Annotated in this window: 18 protein-coding genes; 8 read left to right on the plus strand and 10 right to left on the minus strand. The window is 68.6% G+C overall.

The window, feature by feature from the left end; genetic code table 11:
- Positions 1-40: 40 nt before the first annotated feature.
- A complete protein-coding gene (locus tag MHN80_RS12315; protein WP_239402180.1) occupies positions 41-1513 on the minus strand; it encodes a hypothetical protein in 1473 nt (490 codons plus the stop codon).
- Between the two features lie 203 nt (positions 1514-1716).
- Here MHN80_RS12315 and MHN80_RS12320 point away from each other — a divergent pair, with 203 nt between their 5' ends.
- On the plus strand, positions 1717-2253 hold the full coding sequence (locus MHN80_RS12320) for a hypothetical protein (protein ID WP_239401967.1): 537 nt from the start codon (positions 1717-1719) through the stop codon (positions 2251-2253).
- Positions 2254-2340: 87 nt separating this feature from the next.
- On the opposite strand, the gene MHN80_RS12325 is transcribed toward MHN80_RS12320, so the two are convergent.
- The 4 genes from MHN80_RS12325 to MHN80_RS12340 form a co-directional block, all read right to left on the minus strand.
- Positions 2341-2817, minus strand: a complete 477-nt coding sequence (locus MHN80_RS12325) for a Dps family protein (RefSeq protein ID WP_004023350.1) — start codon at positions 2815-2817, stop codon at positions 2341-2343.
- A 65-nt stretch (positions 2818-2882) separates the two neighbouring features.
- Positions 2883-3314: an organic hydroperoxide resistance protein gene (locus tag MHN80_RS12330; RefSeq protein ID WP_004023349.1), complete on the minus strand. Its 432-nt coding sequence runs from the start codon at positions 3312-3314 to the stop codon at positions 2883-2885.
- Between the two features lie 128 nt (positions 3315-3442).
- Positions 3443-4132: a hypothetical protein gene (locus tag MHN80_RS12335; protein WP_239401968.1), complete on the minus strand. Its 690-nt coding sequence runs from the start codon at positions 4130-4132 to the stop codon at positions 3443-3445.
- Positions 4133-4196: 64 nt separating this feature from the next.
- Positions 4197-5462, minus strand: a complete 1266-nt coding sequence (locus MHN80_RS12340; RefSeq protein WP_239401969.1) for a lipase family protein — start codon at positions 5460-5462, stop codon at positions 4197-4199.
- 390 nt (positions 5463-5852) lie between these two features.
- Here MHN80_RS12340 and MHN80_RS12345 point away from each other — a divergent pair, with 390 nt between their 5' ends.
- From MHN80_RS12345 to MHN80_RS12365, 5 genes are read left to right on the plus strand one after another with little or no spacing between them, the layout of a single operon-like run.
- Positions 5853-6395, plus strand: a complete 543-nt coding sequence (locus MHN80_RS12345) for an alternate-type signal peptide domain-containing protein (RefSeq protein ID WP_239401970.1) — start codon at positions 5853-5855, stop codon at positions 6393-6395.
- A 20-nt stretch (positions 6396-6415) separates the two neighbouring features.
- The gene (locus tag MHN80_RS12350; protein WP_239401971.1) at positions 6416-6985 is read left to right on the plus strand and encodes a hypothetical protein; all 570 of its coding nucleotides are present in this window, start codon (positions 6416-6418) and stop codon (positions 6983-6985) included.
- Positions 6982-7575, plus strand: a complete 594-nt coding sequence (locus MHN80_RS12355; protein WP_239401972.1) for a signal peptidase I — start codon at positions 6982-6984, stop codon at positions 7573-7575. The genes MHN80_RS12350 and MHN80_RS12355 overlap by 4 nt, the downstream gene beginning before the upstream one ends.
- Positions 7572-8168: a SipW-dependent-type signal peptide-containing protein gene (locus MHN80_RS12360; RefSeq protein WP_239401973.1), complete on the plus strand. Its 597-nt coding sequence runs from the start codon at positions 7572-7574 to the stop codon at positions 8166-8168. The genes MHN80_RS12355 and MHN80_RS12360 overlap by 4 nt, the downstream gene beginning before the upstream one ends.
- Positions 8161-9468, plus strand: a complete 1308-nt coding sequence (locus MHN80_RS12365; protein ID WP_239401974.1) for a signal peptidase I — start codon at positions 8161-8163, stop codon at positions 9466-9468. The genes MHN80_RS12360 and MHN80_RS12365 overlap by 8 nt, the downstream gene beginning before the upstream one ends.
- 8 nt (positions 9469-9476) lie before the next feature.
- Here MHN80_RS12365 and MHN80_RS12370 read toward each other — a convergent pair whose 3' ends face one another.
- The 3 genes from MHN80_RS12370 to MHN80_RS12380 form a co-directional block, all read right to left on the minus strand.
- Entirely contained in the window at positions 9477-10889 is a 1413-nt protein-coding gene (locus MHN80_RS12370) for a hypothetical protein (protein WP_239402182.1), read from the minus strand.
- Positions 10890-11022: 133 nt separating this feature from the next.
- A complete protein-coding gene (locus tag MHN80_RS12375) occupies positions 11023-12417 on the minus strand; it encodes a GntP family permease (protein WP_101821022.1) in 1395 nt (464 codons plus the stop codon).
- A gap of 2 nt (positions 12418-12419) precedes the next feature.
- On the minus strand, positions 12420-12935 hold the full coding sequence (locus tag MHN80_RS12380; protein ID WP_239401975.1) for a gluconokinase: 516 nt from the start codon (positions 12933-12935) through the stop codon (positions 12420-12422).
- A gap of 125 nt (positions 12936-13060) precedes the next feature.
- Between MHN80_RS12380 and MHN80_RS12385 the strand changes: the two genes are divergently transcribed.
- Positions 13061-13771: a FadR/GntR family transcriptional regulator gene (locus tag MHN80_RS12385; RefSeq protein WP_239401976.1), complete on the plus strand. Its 711-nt coding sequence runs from the start codon at positions 13061-13063 to the stop codon at positions 13769-13771.
- Positions 13772-13789: 18 nt separating this feature from the next.
- Here MHN80_RS12385 and MHN80_RS12390 read toward each other — a convergent pair whose 3' ends face one another.
- On the minus strand, positions 13790-14815 hold the full coding sequence (locus tag MHN80_RS12390) for an aspartate-semialdehyde dehydrogenase (RefSeq protein WP_239401977.1): 1026 nt from the start codon (positions 14813-14815) through the stop codon (positions 13790-13792).
- Positions 14816-14817: 2 nt separating this feature from the next.
- Entirely contained in the window at positions 14818-16083 is a 1266-nt protein-coding gene (locus MHN80_RS12395) for an aspartate kinase (RefSeq protein WP_064569710.1), read from the minus strand.
- Positions 16084-16232: 149 nt separating this feature from the next.
- On the opposite strand from MHN80_RS12395, the gene MHN80_RS12400 reads away from it, so the two are divergent.
- On the plus strand, positions 16233-17546 hold the full coding sequence (locus MHN80_RS12400) for a hypothetical protein (RefSeq protein ID WP_239401978.1): 1314 nt from the start codon (positions 16233-16235) through the stop codon (positions 17544-17546).
- Positions 17547-17570: the final 24 nt, after the last annotated feature.

Below are 17570 nucleotides of genomic sequence, written 5' to 3' on the forward strand. Positions count from 1 at the left end.
ACGACGTCCGTCCGGCCCGGACCGCACGGTGACGTCGGAGTCACTGATACGACACGAACCAGGGGGACGGGCGCACCGCCAGCGTGGTCGCGGGCGAGAACGTCGGCTTGTCCTCCGTGTAGAAATTCTTCCAGCCCATCCACATCCCCGCCGGGAGATCGGTGACCAATCTGCGCCACGTTTCCATCTTGACGTCCGGGGTGCCGTGCCCGTCGGCGTGCAGAACCACCTGCAACTCGTCGCGGTCGGTCACGATCGCGGGCCGATCGTCGAGCATCCCGGCGTCGAACTGGTGCAGCACGAACAATTTCTGCGGGAGGTGGCGGCTTCGGACGAGTCCGGCGAGCCATTCCGAGGTCCGGTTGACCTCCCCGGCCCCGACCGAGCCGATCTGGGTGAGATGGACCTGATCGGGTTCGAGCCGCCACTCGGGGTCCAGCGCCAGGCCGACATGCGGCTGGGCCAGCAGGTCGGCGTAGCGACGCGCCTGCGTCAGGAAGTCCATGCGCCCCGGTTGGAGGTCGAGGGTCACGTAGACCCCGGCGCGGCCGGCGGCCTCGACCCAGGGCCGCAGGGTCTCCGGATCGATCATGTTCGTGAAGGTCGACCCCGGGCCCGGTTCGGCCGAGGCGACCGACGCGATGATCTCGAACGCCGGGACCACCGGTTCGGCACTCACCCGCTGATACTCGGCGGCGAGGCGACGCACCCGGTCTATCGACGCCGCGATGCCCTGCCGGCCGAGGGGACCGAGCGCCGGCGCGTCCGGCGAGCCGTACAACGCCACCATCCGCCTGCCCGGGAAGACGACCTGCCCACCGCCGGGCAGTTCCGGTGTGTCGCGGGCCAGTTCGACGCGCCGGGCGAACTCCTCGGTGGTGCCGAAGCCGGGTCCCACCGCCCGCACGGCGGCAGGTTCGGACGCGGCCGCCTCGATCGTGGCCACCGACTCGGCGGTCGCACGCGGGTCGGGTACCGGCACCTCGACGACACGTGCCGCCGACCGTGCCGTCATGATCGCGTCGGCCGGGGCGTCGCGGGTCAGCATCACCACCGGTGCGGTCCCCGACCTCGAGGCGTTGCCCCGCAGGTCGTCGAGAGCCGCCGAGATACGCGGCGACGGGATGCCATCGACCCGGCCGAGCCGGACCTCGGTCTCGACCCCGAGTCGTCGGAGTTCGTCGGTGACGCTGGGCGCCGTCTGCGGGGTCACGGCCAGGACCGGCACGTGCTTGTCCTGTGCGACACGTGCTGCAGCGGCCCGGCCGGCGGCGTCGTCGAGTGCGTCGGGACCCACCAGGATCGCCTCGTCGGATCGGGCGTACAGCTCGCGACTGAGCTGAACGGACTCCGGTACATCGCCGGAGAGCACGCCGACGCCCGGCGGCGGGTTCGTATACGCACCGATCCCGGACGCCCCGACGCCAGACGCCCCGACACCGGTTGCCGAAGCGCTCACGACGAGGCCGACGACCACGCACACGATCGACGTCCAGATCACCCGACCGGTCACCCGCGCACCCTCCCGTTCGTTGCCGAATCCTCCGCGCGGCTGCCGGGCTCGCCCCGGTCCGTCCGTTCCGGCGCAGACGGTCGCCCAACGTAGCAGCGCCGGCAGTGCGGGTTCGACGGCCACCGCGGGGGCGAGGCCGTGACCGGCCACGACGACGCGGCCCTGTGACCCGCTTCACGACTGCAACAGGTTCTAGTTGTAGCGTGCATGTCGTGGACTACTGGGGTGTGATGGTCGGGTTGGGACTCGTGGCTACGGCGTTCGGCGTCGTCGGATTCGTGCGATACCGCGAACGGGAATCGACGACCCTGCAGCGCCAGACCCAGCTCGCCCGGGAACTGCGCGACCTCGCCGGCGACGACGAGGTGCGGCTGGCCGCGGTCGACGAGTTCTCGCTGACCATCTATCACCGGCTCTTCTACGCCTCGGTGGTCGCGCCGTGGATTCGGAGCGCCGCGTGGGCGCTTCTAGGTGCGGTGCTCGCCGGAGCGGGAGCGCTCGCGGTGGGATCACTCGACGGCGTGTTCGCGACCGTCGTGCACGTCGCGACGATCGTGGCCGCAGGCGTCTTCGGGGTCTCGACGCTGGTGTACGTCGGCATCGCGCTGTATCACTCGGCGACCACGCCACGGGTGTCCTTCAGCGACTCCTACGCCGGCGAGGACTCGGATCCGGACTCGGCCCCGTCCACCGAAGCCCCGTCCACCGAAACCCCGGTCTCCACACGGCCCGTCGACTGACCGACCGGCGACCCGAGACACAACGAACCCCCACCGGGCTGGACCGCCCGGCGGGGGTTCGTTGCTGTGAGAGGGTCAGGCGGCTCGCTAGGCGATCTGCGCCTGCCACATCCAGTGCAGCTGCTCGAGCTTCGAGGCGAACGAGATCAGCAGATCCTGGGTGACCGGATCGGCCTCCTCGGTGACCCCGATTCGCTCGCGGAGACCCGCGACGACTGCCTTGAGATTGTCGACGATCGCCTCGACGACGTCACTGTCCTTGGTCCATCCCTCACCGAATCCCTTGGTGTGGGCGGTCTTCGCGACGGTCTCGGCACGGCCGTCGGGGCTCACGCCGATCGCGGTGGCCCGTTCGGCCGCCGCATCGGTGAACTCCCGGGACACCGTGACCAGCTCATCGAGGTCGAGATGCACCGATCGGAACTGCTTGCCGACCACGTTCCAGTGCGCCTGCTTCGCGATGAGCGACAAGTCGATGAGATCGACGAGAGTGTCCTGCAACGCCTTTCCGGCGACGGACTGCTGCTCGTCGGTGAGTGTGCTGGTGATCGGAGTGGTGGTCATGATCAAGAACTCCCTTCTTGTCATAGCTGGTCGCAGTCGTGCTCCGACTGCGCTGTGCGACGCGGTCAGACGCGGACGGTGACCGCGGAGTCGATGTTGCCCTTGGTCGCCTTCGAGTACGGGCAGAACGTGTACGCGAGGTCGGCGAGCTCCTTGGCCTTGGCCTCGTCGAGGCCGGGCAGCGACACCTCGATGGCGACGGTGAGCCCGAATCCGTTGTCCGCGGGGTCTTTCCCGATTCCGACGGTCACGTCCACGGTTGCCCCGTCGGGGACCGGGGTGTCCGCCTGCTTGGCCGTGGCACGAAGCGCGCTCAGGAAGCAGGCCGCGTAGCCCGCGGAGAACAACTCCTCCGGATTGGTTCCCTCGCCGTTGCCACCGAGTTCCTTCGGCGGACGCAGGTCCAGGTCGATCTGGCCGCTTGCCGAGACGACTTCGCCGTCGCGTCCACCGCCGGACGCCTTCGACGAGATGGTGTACACCGGTTCGATTGCCATTCGACATCCTCCTGGATACTCAGTGCGGGTTCGGCCAACGGTCATTCCAACCCGTTCCGTTCACCGAACATTCCGGCGACACCGCCGTCGGTGACATGATGGTCGCGACACCGGGCTCCGCAACCGGCTCAGCGTCCGCGCATCATCCGCGTCGGCTTCATCCGGGTCGACTCCGGTAGCCATAGGTTGACCGGGCGACGCAGGGTGCAGAGGGCGGCGACCACGAGCAGAACGAATTGCGCATAGCTCAGGACGACCATGGTCGACGACACGTCCGGGTACCGGAAGAGAAGGTCGACGCCGACGGGGATGCACAACAGGTGCACGACGACGGCAGCCAGGAAGAAGTTCCGGAGGTGGCGGCTGTGCTGTGTGGCAGCGGTGACCAGGCACGCGTACTCGATGGCGAGCACGACGATGATCATCACCAGCATGAACGGCGGGAAGAACCCGGCGAGCGTATCGACCTCGCTCTCCGGGGCGGAGTTCGCCGGGTCGGCCACCACTCCTTCGAGCAACCGGCCACGCAGGTCGTCGGTGATGGTCCCCAGGTTGAAGAAGCCGTAGATCGTCAGCACCAACCCGATCACCGCAGCGCCCCACCACACGATCCGTGCGTGCACGGCGAGCGCATCCGGTGGCCGTCCGGGATCGCCGGGCCGGGCCGGATAGAGCGCCGCCTGGTCCCGGTCTCGGGAGGATCGTTCGAGGGCGGCCAGGTCCTCGGCATCCAGCTCGGCTTGGCTCGGGACACGGTCGGGGTCAAACCCGGCCGGGTCGCCGGACGTCCCGCCGGTCGGGTCCTTCGGATCCGTCATGCCCCGATCCTGCCACTCGCCCCGGCGGCCCTCCAGCGCCGAGAAACGCCCGACAACGTGCGGCCTATTTCCGGAACTCGGTCAGTACGAATTCCATCCCGGGCACGAATGTCCCGAGCATGGGCACGACGTGGTTGACGATCGACTTGGTCAGGATGGGCGGGGTGGGATCGGTGACGAAGGTGACGTCGGCGCCCTGAGCCCGCCAGTCCGCGGCGAGCTGCGCGACCTGGCCGTACGGGATCACGTCGTCGTGCAGTCCGCCTTCGACGAAGACGGGCGCGTTCGGCTTCAGGCGTCCGATCCGCTGTTGGCGGACCACGTCCTGCAGCCCCGGCGATCGCGCGATGAGGGCCGACAGCGTCTCACCGGTTCGCGTCCACGTCTCGACGCGGCGGAAACCGAAGGCCGGGATGATGTCGCCGATACAACTCGTCGAGATCTGCTTCAGTGCGGCCTTGCCGGTCGGATTGGTCTCTCGGCGCACCACGTCGGCGACGTTCGGATACCGCTCGGTCAGTCCGTTGATCGCGAAACCGATCGCACCCGCGATGGTGGTGCCGTCGATCGCCGGGATGACCTTCTCCAGGTCGGCCGGGGGTGCGCCGGCATAGGTGGCGCGGACGTTCAGCTCGGGCGCGTAGGTCTCGGCGAGTTCGGCGGCCGACGCCGCGGCTCCCCCGCCCTGCGAGTACCCGGCGAAGCCGACCGGCGCATCGGCGGGCGCGCCCGAGAGGTCGAGCGCGGCCCGCGCACCGTCGAGCATGGCCTGCCCGGACTCGGCGCGGTTGACGTAGGTGTGGACACCCGGCGTGCCCATCCCGACGTAATCGGTGACGAAGACCCGCACGCCGTGGACGAGCATGTAGTACATCTCAGGTGCCGTGTAGTTGACCGAGATGCTCGGCTTCGTGAGGTCGACCGCCATCGGCAGACCCATCAGCTTCGACGGGGCGCACTGGTCGCCCTGACCGATCGTTCCGGAACCGACGACCAGAGTCGGTCGCGGACCCTTGCCGCGCCACGGCGCGGTGGGCTCGACGACGGTGCCGGTGACCGGGACGGGTGTCCCATCGGAACGACGCGAGGTGTACATCACGGTGCGCGCCGTCCCCGGCCACTGACCGGCCATCCCGGGGATCTGGAGCAGAAGCGGACTCGGCTGGCTGCGGATCACCGAACCCGGCTCGGATGCATACCGGGCCGGTGGGCTGTAGAAATCCGCCGCGGCAGCGGTACCGGCCGCAGCCGGAACCAAGGATGCGGCACAGGCCGCCACCAGCGCGCCGGCGACACCGACGATGCGTCTCGATGTCCTGCGATGAGTCATGTTCTTCCCCGACCTCACGTTCATGGCTGTGTAACCTACCCCACAGTAACTTGAGTCAGGTGACTGGCATCGCGTCCGGGGGGTCCGGCACCAGGAGTTCCCCACTCCGGCGTCCGGGGAGCAGCCGGCGACGGAGTCCCGACGCGGTGGGCCGAACATCCTCCCCACGGGGCCCGGTCATTTCAGTGCAGCGAAAGAATTCGTTACGGTCTCGTGATTGAACAATGCGCAATTTCGCTCGCGTTCCCCAAAAAGAATGACCGCCACTTTTCCCTCACCCATTCAAACGAATAGCCTCGAAGTCGGATCGGTACATTTCTCGCGTCGATTCCGACCCCATTTCGATCGAATTCTCGGGCGAATCGGCACACCACGACGAGAGGCGAAAAAGTGAACAAGAAGGTCAGCAAGGGTCTGTTCGCAGCGGTGGCGGCCGTGCTGCTGTTGCTGGGCGGCCTGGGCACCTACGCCCTGTGGAGCGACAGCGAGACCACCGACTCCGGCGACGTCCAGACCGGAACGCTCGATCTGACAGCAGTGAATGCGGGTCAGTGGCAGGATGTCTCGAATCCCGCGGCCCCGGTCGACATCGATCCGGCGAACTTCCGGATGGTGCCCGGCGACGTCCTGCAGTTCACCGCGAGCTACCGGGTCGCGGCGATCGGCGACAACCTGACCGCGCGCATCACCACGACGAATCAGGGCACCAACGTCATTCCGGCAGCGCTGACGGATTGGGTGACGGTCACGAACACCGCGACCTTCGGCGGCGCGCCCATTCCGAGCAGCGTGATCACGACGGCCGACAACGGAAAGACCGTGGACGTCACCGTCACGGTGGACTTCGATCGCGACACCCCCGATCAGGTGGGGATCAACTCGACGGTCAACCTCTCGCAGCTGCAGGTGACCCTGCAGCAGGAACGCGCCTGAGCGACCACGACGATCGACGGATGCGCATGTCGCGCCACGTGTTCGGGCCCGTCGCGGGCGCGGTCGCGCTCGCGGTGGTGGTCGTCCTGATCGCGGTGTCGGTGCGCTCGACCGGGGCGTACTGGACCGAGACCGCGTCGTCGGCTCCCGGCCAGGTGGCCACCGGCCGACTGGCCCTCGCCACCGGCTCGGGAGCCGACAACGTCTACACCTTTCCCGAGCTGACCGGAGCGGCTCTCGTCCCGAACCAGTTCCGGCAGGCGCCGCTGGCGATCGTCAACACGGGGACGACGCCACTGCGGTACCGATTGACCTCCGCCGGCCCACAGGTGTCGACGGCGTCGACGGTCACGGTGACCCTCGCCGGGGCAATCGGTGGAACCTGTACGGCAACATCGGCTCTCGGGCCGACGAGCGCCTTCCCGACGCTGTCGGGCGTCGGCTCCGTCTCGACCGTCGCATCGGCGTTCCGCACCCTGGCCGCCGGGGCGCAGGACACCTGGTGCGTCCGGAGCACGCTGATCTCCGTCGCCGGGGCCGAACCGGCCACCTACACCCACGTCTTCGGCTTCCGGGCGGAGCAGGTATGAGCCACCGGCACACCGACACTCGGTCGATCACGGAGGCGGATCCGTCGCGCACCGGACCCTGGTGGTGGGTCAGCACGATCGTCACCTGGCTACTCGTGTTCGCGGTCTCGGCACTGGTCCTGGCGCTCGTCGTGATCCCACTCGTCGGCAACGCCCAGCCGTACACGGTGCTGACGGAGTCGATGCGACCCACCTATCCACCGGGCACGCTGGTCGTGGTCCGGGACTCGGACACGAACCGCCTGCCGGTCGGCGAGGTGATCACCTTCCAGATCCGGTCGGGCGAACCCGCAGTCGTCACGCATCGGATCATCGCCACGGGCATGGACAGTACCGGCGGACGTACGTATACGACGCAGGGCGACAACAACCCACAGCCCGACCCCGGGTCCGTGGAGCCGGCCCAGATCCGCGGAGCGGTGTGGTACTCGATCCCGTACCTCGGTCACGTCAACAACTGGCTCACCGGAGACACTCGCGTTCTGGTGGTGACCGTCATGGCGGGCGCCCTCGGGCTCTATGCCGCCGTTCAGCTCGTCGGTGCGGTCGTCGACAGGCGGCGGGTGTCGACCGGATCCGCGCCGCGATGAGCACGATGCGCGCGGCCGCGCGCGGGTTCGGACGATTCCTGCGGTCGACCCGCGTCCGTGCGGTGCTGTCGGTCGGGATCGTTCTCGGACTCGGCACAGTCGGGACACTGGCCGCCTGGTCGGCAACCACGACGACCACCTCCGGGACCTTCACCACCGGCACCGTCGATCTGTGGCTCGACAACGTGAACGCGACTCAGGCCGCGCCGCTGTCGGTGCCACTCGGGTCGGCGCTGCTGCCCGGACAATCCGCCGCCGTACGTGTCACCGTCCAGAGTCGGGGCAATGTCGCCGCAACCTACACGACCAAGGTCCGAGGGACGGGCACGGCCGGTACCGCGGTACAACTCGCCGTCGTGGTCGGCGGCACCATCTCGGGATCGACCTGCAACGGCACCCCCACGGTTCCCACCATGCCGCTGACCGGCGCCGACGCCGCCATCCTCGGTACGCGCGGCCCACTCGCGGCCGGCACCGGAGCCGAGATCCTGTGCCTTCAGTTCACGCTGCCCGCAACGGCATCGAATGCCACCCAGGCCGCAACCGGCGGCGTCCTGTTCACCTTCGACGGCACCGGGGTGGCGAATGCCTGAGCCCGTCACCCCCGGTCGCCGGCCCGGGCGAGGAACCGACGTCGCGCTGAGCGTCGGTGCCGTCGCGGGCGTGGTCTGTATGTGCCTGGCCTTCTCGGCCGTGCTGTTCGGCATCACACCACTCGTCTTCCGGTCCGGATCGATGGAGCCGGCGATCCCCGTCGGTTCCCTCGCCCTCGCTCGCGAGGTCCCGGCCGGCGCGGTCGAGCCGGGTGACGTCGTGAGCGTGACCGCCGACAACGGCAATCGGATCACCCACCGGGTGGTGAACGTGGATGCCGGCGCGGGCAATTCGGTGGCGCTCGTACTGAAGGGTGACGCGAACACCGAACCCGACCTCACCCCGTATGTCGTCACCGACGTCGAGCGCGTGATGGCCGATGTCCCCTATCTCGGTTATGCCGTCGCGTGGTCGTCGACGCCCGCTGCCCGCGCGGCGGGCATCGTCCTGGCGGTCTGGCTGCTCATCGCCGTGTTCGGACCCCACCGGCGCAGACGCAGCAGCGGTCGGCACCGGGCGGCCGCACCGCACCCCGGCGTCCCCGGACGCGCCACGCATGCCGGGATGCCGATCGTCCTCGTCGGTGCGCTGTCGGCGACGTTGATTGTCGCCTCGCCGCCCGGTGCCGCCCGAGCGGGAATGACGGACCGGACGGTCGGCCAGGTGACGATGACGCTGGGCACCGCGCCCCGGCCGGCGAGCTTCACCTGTGCGACCCAGGGAACACTGCTGACGAGCGCCCTCTTGAGCTGGCCGGTGGTCGGGCCCGCGTTCGGTTACCGGCTCGAGTTCCGGGCCACGACGACCGGTCTCCTGCTCAGTACCCAGGACCTACCGGCCCAGGCGTCGGGGACCGTCAGCTACACGGTGAGTGCGGGTCTCCTGGATCTGCTCCCCAGCTCGACGACGGTTCATCTCGTCTCCCGCGTGGGGAACTTCTGGATCTCGCCGAGTCCCACACTGACCCATCGGATCACGAAGGCTGTCTTGAGTTCGTCGTGCGCGACGCCGGGGACGGTGACGAGTCCCGGGGCAGCACCCGGACGTCAGGCCCGCACCGCCCCGTCCGTGTCGAGCACGACCCCGAGCGAATCCGGCTCGCCGAGTTCGGCGTCGCAGACCCCGGGATCATCGTCGACCGAGCCGTCCACGGACCCGGCCTCACCGACCGATGGCCCACAGACCTCGACGCCCCCGACGCCGACCACTTCCCCGGCGACACGCGAATCCGAAGTCGGACAGGCAGTTCCCGATGTCTCGCGAACCTCGGAGCCGACAACGGCCGACGGGTATCGCTGAGAGGCGATTCAGCGACCCGGCGCCACCTTCAGCATGCGGCCGAGAGTCGCCTGCCACAGTGTTCCATCCGCGGTGATGGTTCCGGTCAGTTCGAGCGGCTCGTCGAATGGTGCCGCCCCGACCGGCACGGTCGCCACCCGCCGCCCCGTCGCGAAGTCGGTTGCGAGGTAGACGACTTCACCCAGTTGTTGGGGGCGGCCCGACTCGAGAGGTCCGTACCCGATCGCATGGATCAGCCCATCCGCGCGAGACAGCTTGGGAAGCGTGGCGATCCGGTCGTCGTTCTCCCACACGCGACGACAAACGCCGTCGCCGACATCGATGCGGGTGGCGCCGCCGACGAACGGGGCATCGGCCGGGACCGACGGCCCCCGCACCGCCATCGGCGGGTACTGGTAGCCGTGGGTACTCGGGATGACCAGCGAGTTGCCCCAGGCCATCGGCGAATTCTCGGTGCCCGGCCCCGACCTCGCGAAGGCCCGCATCCGGCAAACCTCGGAACCGTCGTCGCTGCGCAGCACACGAAGACTCGGCGGCTCCGCGTTGTCGACGATGGCGACCCACCCGTCGCCGCCCGGACCGAAATAGGTCGGCGTCGTTCCCGAACCCCAGGTGAGCTGCCCGGGTTTGCGTGCCGGTCCCCGGTCATAGGCGCGACGCCAGACGACTCGCGGTGCCGCGCCCGGGTCGGCGCGCATCTCGTACAGCGCCTGCGTCGTGAGGATCGACGCACCGGTCCGCCGGATGGACAGGCCGTTGCCCAGTTCCTCTCCCGCCGGGAGCCGGGTGGACCGGACGGCGCGATGCCGGTCGACCGTCCCGACCACCCCACCCGTGGTCGCAAACCAGACGCGGCCGTCGAAGTCCGGCGCCAGGCCGGTGATCGCGTCACCCGCCGGGATCGCCTGGCCGACGTCGACCCGATCATCGACGTAGACCCGCCAGCCGTTCGCCGTCTTCGCATGCGCGACACGAAGAATCGAGTTCGAGCCGTCGGCTACGACCACCCGGTCACGGTCGTCGAGGTAGCCGTACACACCGCCGAGCAGGCCGCCCTTCGTGAGCTGCGTCGACGCCAACGGTTGCGCGGTCCGGGGATCGAAGAGGACGACCGTCGGTGCCGCGAATGCGGGCGGCGTCGTTCCGACGAACTGCGTGCACAACGCGACCGGCATCCCGTCGCGGCCCACGAAGGTCGCCGCACAGGCTCCGCCGGGGACGGAGGAGGCGGCCAACCGGGCACCGCGGCCGGGTCCGCGATGCGACGTGGAGTCGGTGGAGGCGAGATCGCCGTGCATGAGCGAGGTGTCGGCCGGTCCGAGCCCAACGCTCGGCGAGTCCGGTTGCGCCACCGCGGGGTACGCGAGACCCACCGCCATCGCCATGACTCCGCTGACCACCGCCGTCCAGACCCGCTTCATCCGCGTCATGGAAGGTGAAGCTACCGGACCCCAGCAGAAATCCGCCTCTGAAACCCACCCCCCACAGACTGCTCGACGACGATATGTCGACGGCCCGGCTGCTGAGGGTGGGTTTCAGGCGCGGCCGCGCGGCTCAGATGACCACGCCGAGAGCGAGTACCACGATCAGTCCGGTCACCGACAGGACGGTCTCCATCATCGACCAGGTCTTGAAGGTCTGGCCGACGGTCATCCCGAAGTACTCCTTCACCAACCAGAAGCCGGCGTCGTTGACGTGCGACAGGAACACCGAGCCGGCACCGATCGCCAGGACGACCAGGGAGAGCTCTCCCGAACCCATGCCGTCGACCAGTCCGAGGATCAGCGACGACGCGGTGATGGTGGCCACCGTCGCCGAACCGGTCGCGAGGCGGATCAGTGCCGCGAGGGTCCAGGCGAGCAGGAGGACGGAGACGTTCGCACCGGTGGCCCAGTCCGCCAGCAGGGTGCCGATACCCGTGTCGACGAGCACCTCCTTGAATCCGCCACCGGCCGAGACGATCAGCAGGATTCCCGCGATGGCGGGCAGTGCCGCACCCGTGCACTTCGAGATCGTCTCGCGGTCCATCCCGGACCCACGGCCGAGGGTGAACATCGCGACGATCACGGCGATCAGCAGCGCGATCAGCGGGGTGCCGAGGATGTCGAGCACCTTGCGCAGGGGCTGGTCCTCGTCGGCGATGAAGATCTCGGCGATGGCTTTGCCCAGCATCAGCACGACGGGCAGCAGGACGCTGAACATGGTGATCGCGAAAGACGGCCGCTTCGTCGTCGGGCCGTCTGCCGGATCGACGTCGAAGGTCGTCGGGGCGTCGACCGTCACCCATTTCCCGGCGAGCACACCGAACAGCGGTCCGGACACGATGATGGTCGGAATGGCCACCAGCACACCGAGTCCGAGGGTCATGCCCAGGTCGGCGCCGAGAGCGTCGATCGCCACCAGCGGGCCCGGGTGCGGCGGGACGAAGCCGTGCATCGCCGAGAGCCCGGCCAGCGCGGGAATGCCGATCGGGATCAGACCGAGTCCCGATCGTCGGGCCACCAGGTAGATCACCGGCATCAGCAGGACGAGACCGATCTCGAAGAACATCGGCAGCCCGATGATGGCGCCGACGAGGGCCATCGCCCACGGCAGCATCCGCGGTGACGCATGACCGACGATCGTGTCGACGATCTCGTCGGCCCCGCCGGAGTCCGCCAGGAGTTTGGCGAACATGGCACCGAGTGCGATCAGGATGCCGACACCCGCTGCGGTGGTGCCGAATCCGGCGGTGAACGACTCGAGGACCGTCGGGATGGACTCACCCGCGACGATGCCGACCGTCGCACCGCCGCCGACGAGCGCGAGGAAGGGGTGGACCTTCGCGATCGTGATCGCGACGACGATGACGGCGATGCCGGCCAGCGCCGCGAGAATGAGTTGCCAACCGGGGGCAACGGGTTCGGGTAGGTCCGCACCGGCGGCGAGGATCGTGGTCGTCGTCGACATCGTCAGCTCTCCTCGCCGTCAACGTGCGTGTCGGGCAGGGATGCGACCAGTTCGTCGACGATGGCGTCCACACTCTGGTCGACATCGACGGTGAACCCGCGTTCGTCCGCAGTCAGCGGCTCCAGGGTCTCGAATTGCGAGGCGAGCAGCGCCGGAGGCATGAAGTGCCCGGGCCGCGACGCCTGCCGTCGCGAGATGACATCGACCGAGCCGGCCAGGTGGGCGAACAGTGTCGCCGGCGCGTGCTCGCGGAGGCGGTTCCGGTAGTCGCGCTTGAGTGCGGAACAGCTCATGACGCCACCGCTCCCGTGCTCGGCCAGCCAGACCCCGATCGATTCGAGCCAGGGACCGCGATCGTCGTCGTCGAGCGGTTGTCCGGCCGACATCTTGGCGATGTTCTCCGCCGGGTGGAAGTCGTCGGCGTCGGCGAACGGCACGCGCACACGCTGCGCCAGCGCTGCTCCGACCGTCGACTTACCGGACCCCGACACCCCCATGACGACAATCGGTGATCGCATGTTCACTCCTCACGACATTGTGCTGCTGATCACGTAGGCTGCCTCAATAGTCATACTTTTGCAAGCCAGTCCTGCCATTAAGTACGCACATTCGGCCGGACCTCGACTAATGAGAAGATGAAACGGTGAGTCAGGGCACACGAAGCGCACCCGAACGGCACGAGGAGATCCTTGCGGCGATCGGCAGACGCATCGTGTCCGGAGCACAGCCGGCCGGCAGCGTGCTGACCCTCGACTCCATCAGTGCCGAACACGGCGTCTCCCGGACAGTGTCCCGCGAGGTGATCCGGGTACTCGAGTCGATGGGTCTGGTCGAGTCGAGGCGGCGCGTCGGCATCACCATCCAACCGCGGACGCGCTGGAGCGTGTTCGACGCACGGCTGATCCGGTGGCGGCTCGACGGCGGTGAGCGCGCCGAGTTCCTGGCGACACTGTCGGAGTTGCGGCGTGGTTTCGAACCGGTGGCGGCAGCGCTGGCCGCGGAACGCGCGAACGAACACCAGTGCCGCATCCTCGCCGCGGCGGTGTCGGACATGTCGGTGCATGGCCGCACCGGCGACCTCGAGTCATACCTGTTGGCCGACAAGGTCTTCCACCGGACCCTGCTCGAGGCGAGCGGCAACGAGATGTTCCGGTCACTCACCGGCGTGGTGAACGAGGTCCTGGCCGGACGCACCCATCACGGGATGATGCCGGCGACCCCCAAACCGGCCGCCATCGCACTGCACGACGACGTGGCCAGAGCAATACGCCTCCGCGACCCGGAGGTCGCGGAGGCGTCGATGCGGGCGATCATCACCGAGGCGGCGGCAGCTGTCTCCGAAGAGACCCCTTGACCGCTCGGGAGGGACCGCTCAGACCAGCAGTTCGGCGATCTGGATGGTGTTGAGCGCAGCGCCTTTTCGGAGGTTGTCCCCCGAGATGAAGAGCGCGAGTCCGCGACCTTCGGGAACACCCGGGTCCCGGCGGATCCGGCCCACGAGCGACGCGTCGTTGCCCGCGGCCGCCAGTGGCGTCGGCACGTCGGCGAGCTCGACACCGGCGGCCGCGCCGAGGATCTCCTGGGCGCGCGCCACCGACAGCGGACTCGCGAACTCGGCGTTGATCGACAGCGAGTGTCCGGTGAACACCGGCACCCGCACGCAGGTGCCGCTCACGAGCAGCTCTGGGAGGCCCAAGATCTTGCGAGACTCGTTGCGCAGCTTCTGATCCTCGTCGGTCTCACCCGAACCGTCGTCGACGAGCGACCCGGCGAGGGGCAGCACGTTGAAGGCGATCGGCGCGACGTACTTGTTCGGCGCCGGGAACTCGACAGCAGATCCGTCGTGGACCAGCTTCTCGGCCTCACCGGCAACAGCACGCACCTGACCGGCGAGTTCCTCGACACCGGCCAGGCCACTGCCCGAGACAGCCTGGTAGCTCGAGACGATCAGTCGCTGGAGGCCGGCCTCGTCGTGCAGCGGCTTGAGGACCGGCATCGCGGCCATGGTGGTGCAGTTGGGGTTGGCGATGATCCCCTTGGGCGGGTTCTTCGCCAGCTCGCCGTTGACCTCCGAGACCACCAGCGGCACATCGGGATCCTTGCGCCACGCCGACGAGTTGTCGATGACGGTCACGCCGGCCGCGGCGAACCGCGGCGCCTGCTCGCGGGACATCGTGGCCCCCGCGGAGAACAGCGCGATGTCCAGACCCGACGGGTCGGCGGTCGAGGCGTCCTCGACGACGATCTCGCCGTCGCCCCACGGCAGCGTCTTGCCTGCCGAACGCGACGACGCGAAGAACCGCACCTCGTCGGCCGGGAAGTTGCGCTGGGCCAACAGGGTTCGCATGACGGCACCGACCTGACCGGTCGCACCCACGACTCCGATACGAACACCCATGGCTATCGCCCCGTTCCGGCGTAGACGACGGCTTCTTCTTCGCCGCCGAGGTCGAATGCGGCGTGCAGGGCGCGCACCGCGTCGTCGAGTTCGGTGTCGCGGCACAGCACCGAGATACGGATCTCCGACGTGGAGATCAACTCGATGTTGACGCCGGCCTCACTGAGCGCCTCACAGAACGTGGCGGTGACGCCGGGATGCGACTTCATGCCCGCACCCACCAGCGAGACCTTGCCGATGTGATCGTCGTAGAGCAGATCGGTGAAGCCGATCTCCTGCTGCAGCTTGGTGAGCTTCTCGACACCGAGCGGTCCGAGCTCGCGCGGCAGGGTGAACGTGATGTCGGTCTTGCCGGTGTCGATCTTCGAGACGTTCTGGAGCACCATGTCGATGTTGATCTCCGCGTCGGCGACGGCACGGAAGACCCGCGCGGCGTAACCGGGCTTGTCGTCGAGCCCGACGACGGTGATCTTGGCCTCGCTGCGATCATGCGCGACGCCGGTGAGAATGGCTTCTTCCACGGGAATGTCCTCCATCGATCCGGTCACCACGGTGCCGGGTTTGGTCGAGTACGACGAGCGCACGTGAACGGGAACGTTGTAGCGACGGGCGTACTCGACGCAGCGCAGCATCAGCACCTTGGCACCGCAGGCGGCCAGTTCGAGCATCTCCTCGAAACTGACGGTGTCCAGCCGGCGGGCGTCGGGCACGATGCGCGGGTCCGCGGAGTAGACGCCGTCGACGTCGGTGTAGATCTCGCAGACATCCGCTTCGAGCGCCGCGGCGAGCGCGACCGCGGTGGTGTCGGAACCACCACGTCCCAGCGTGGTGACGTCCTTCGTGTCCTGCGAGACGCCTTGGAATCCGGCGACCAGCACGATCTTGCCCTCGTCGAGGGCGCTGCGGACCCGGCCGGGGGTCACGTCGATGATCTTGGCCTTGCCGTGGCTGCTCGTCGTGATCACGCCGGCCTGCGAGCCGGTGAACGACTGCGCCTGCGCACCCATCGAGCTGATCGCCATGGCCACGAGCGAGTTCGAGATCCGCTCACCCGAGGTCAACAGCATGTCCATCTCGCGCGCCGGCGGCGCCGGATTGACCTGCTGGGCGAGGTCGAGCAGCTCATCGGTGGTGTCGCCCATCGCGGACACGACCACGACGACGTCGTTGCCCTGCTTCTTGGTCTCGACGATCCGCTCGGCGACGCGACGGATGCGTTCGGCCGTTGCGACCGAGGATCCGCCGTACTTCTGCACCACGAGGGCCACGTCGAGTTACCTCCTGCCGGCCGCGTCGGCCGGACCATAGACGTCAACTTGCCGGGACAACCTTACCGGGACCACGCCCGACGGCCTGACCTGGTCTCCGCGCCACCCATCGGCACCCGGACGATCCGATCCGCCCTAGGATCGCTCGGGTGGCCTCCCCTACCGACGTCGGCGATACCGGAAGCGGCGCCGACGGCCGGACCGGGAGCCGGTCCGACGCGAGTCGTCGACTGCGGACGCTGACCTCGGCGTTCTTCGGTCCGGTCGGCTCGTCGCCCGCCGGCCTCCGCAGACATCGCTGGTGGCTCGACGCGCTGCTCGTCTTTCTCGTCATCCGGGCGATCGGCATCCTGGTCCTGACCCGATTCGCCGATCTCCGCGGGACCACGCTCGGCGACTCCCTGGCGGTGTGGGACGGGCAGTGGATGATCGCGATCGCGACCCACGGTTACGACGGCGTGCCCTACGCCCTCACAGACGCACGGGGGCTGCACACCGTCGACACGGCCTACGCCTTCTTCCCGGGATATCCGTACCTCGTCGGGTTGATCGCGAAATTGCCCGGGCTGAGCCCGTTCGGTGCCGCCCTCACGGTGAACCTGCTCCTGGGTTGTGTGGCCGCGGTCGGCGCGGCACGCCTGGGCATGGTGTGCGCGCGACTCATGGCCCGCCGGTCACCGGTCGGCCCGGCCCCCGAGCGGGGCACCGGACTCTTCCTGGTGGCGCTGTTCGCGGCGACGCCGATGTCGATCGTGCTGAACATGGCCTACACCGAGGCGCTGTTCTGCGCGCTCGCGGTGTGGGCGCTGGTCGGAGTCCTCGAGAAGCGCTGGCTCCTCGCCGGCGTCGTGGCCGCGATCTGCGGGTTGTGCCGGCCGACGGCGGCGGTCCTGATCGGGGTCGTGATGCTCGCGGCCGTCGTGTTCCTGTGGCAGGCACGCCGAACCACCGTCTCCCGAGGGGCACGGGTCCGCGCGATCGTCGCCATCCTGATCAGCCCCCTCGGCTATCTCGCATACCTCTGCGTGGTGTGGGCGCACACCGGATCACCGACCGGATGGTTCCGAATCCAGACCGAGGGGTGGGACACCCAGTTCGACTGGGGTGAGGCCGCTTTCCGGTTCGTCAACGAGATGCTCGTGCACTCGGCCGAGATCGCACCGGTTGCCACCGCGTGGATCGTCTTGAGCACGCTGGCGATGCTCGGCGTCGCGGTGTGGTCACGGATGCCGTGGCCGGTCCTGCTCTACGGCTCGCTGCTGGTCGCGCAGATCGTGCTGTCGAGCGGGCTGATGATGAGCAGGCCGCGGCTGCTCCTGCCCGCGTTCGTCCTGCTGATCCCGCTGGCGATGGCGCTCGCCCGGATGCGACCGGTCGTCGCCGGCCTGATCGTCGTGCCGATCGTGGTGGGCAGCTCGTGGTTCGGCGCGCACATGCTCACCGTGTTCCCCCACGCCATGTGACCCACCCTCGCTGAGGTTCTGGGT

Origin of the sequence: Gordonia sp. McavH-238-E (assembly GCF_022348225.1) — a bacterium.
Classification (GTDB): Bacteria; Actinomycetota; Actinomycetes; order Mycobacteriales; family Mycobacteriaceae; genus Gordonia; species Gordonia terrae.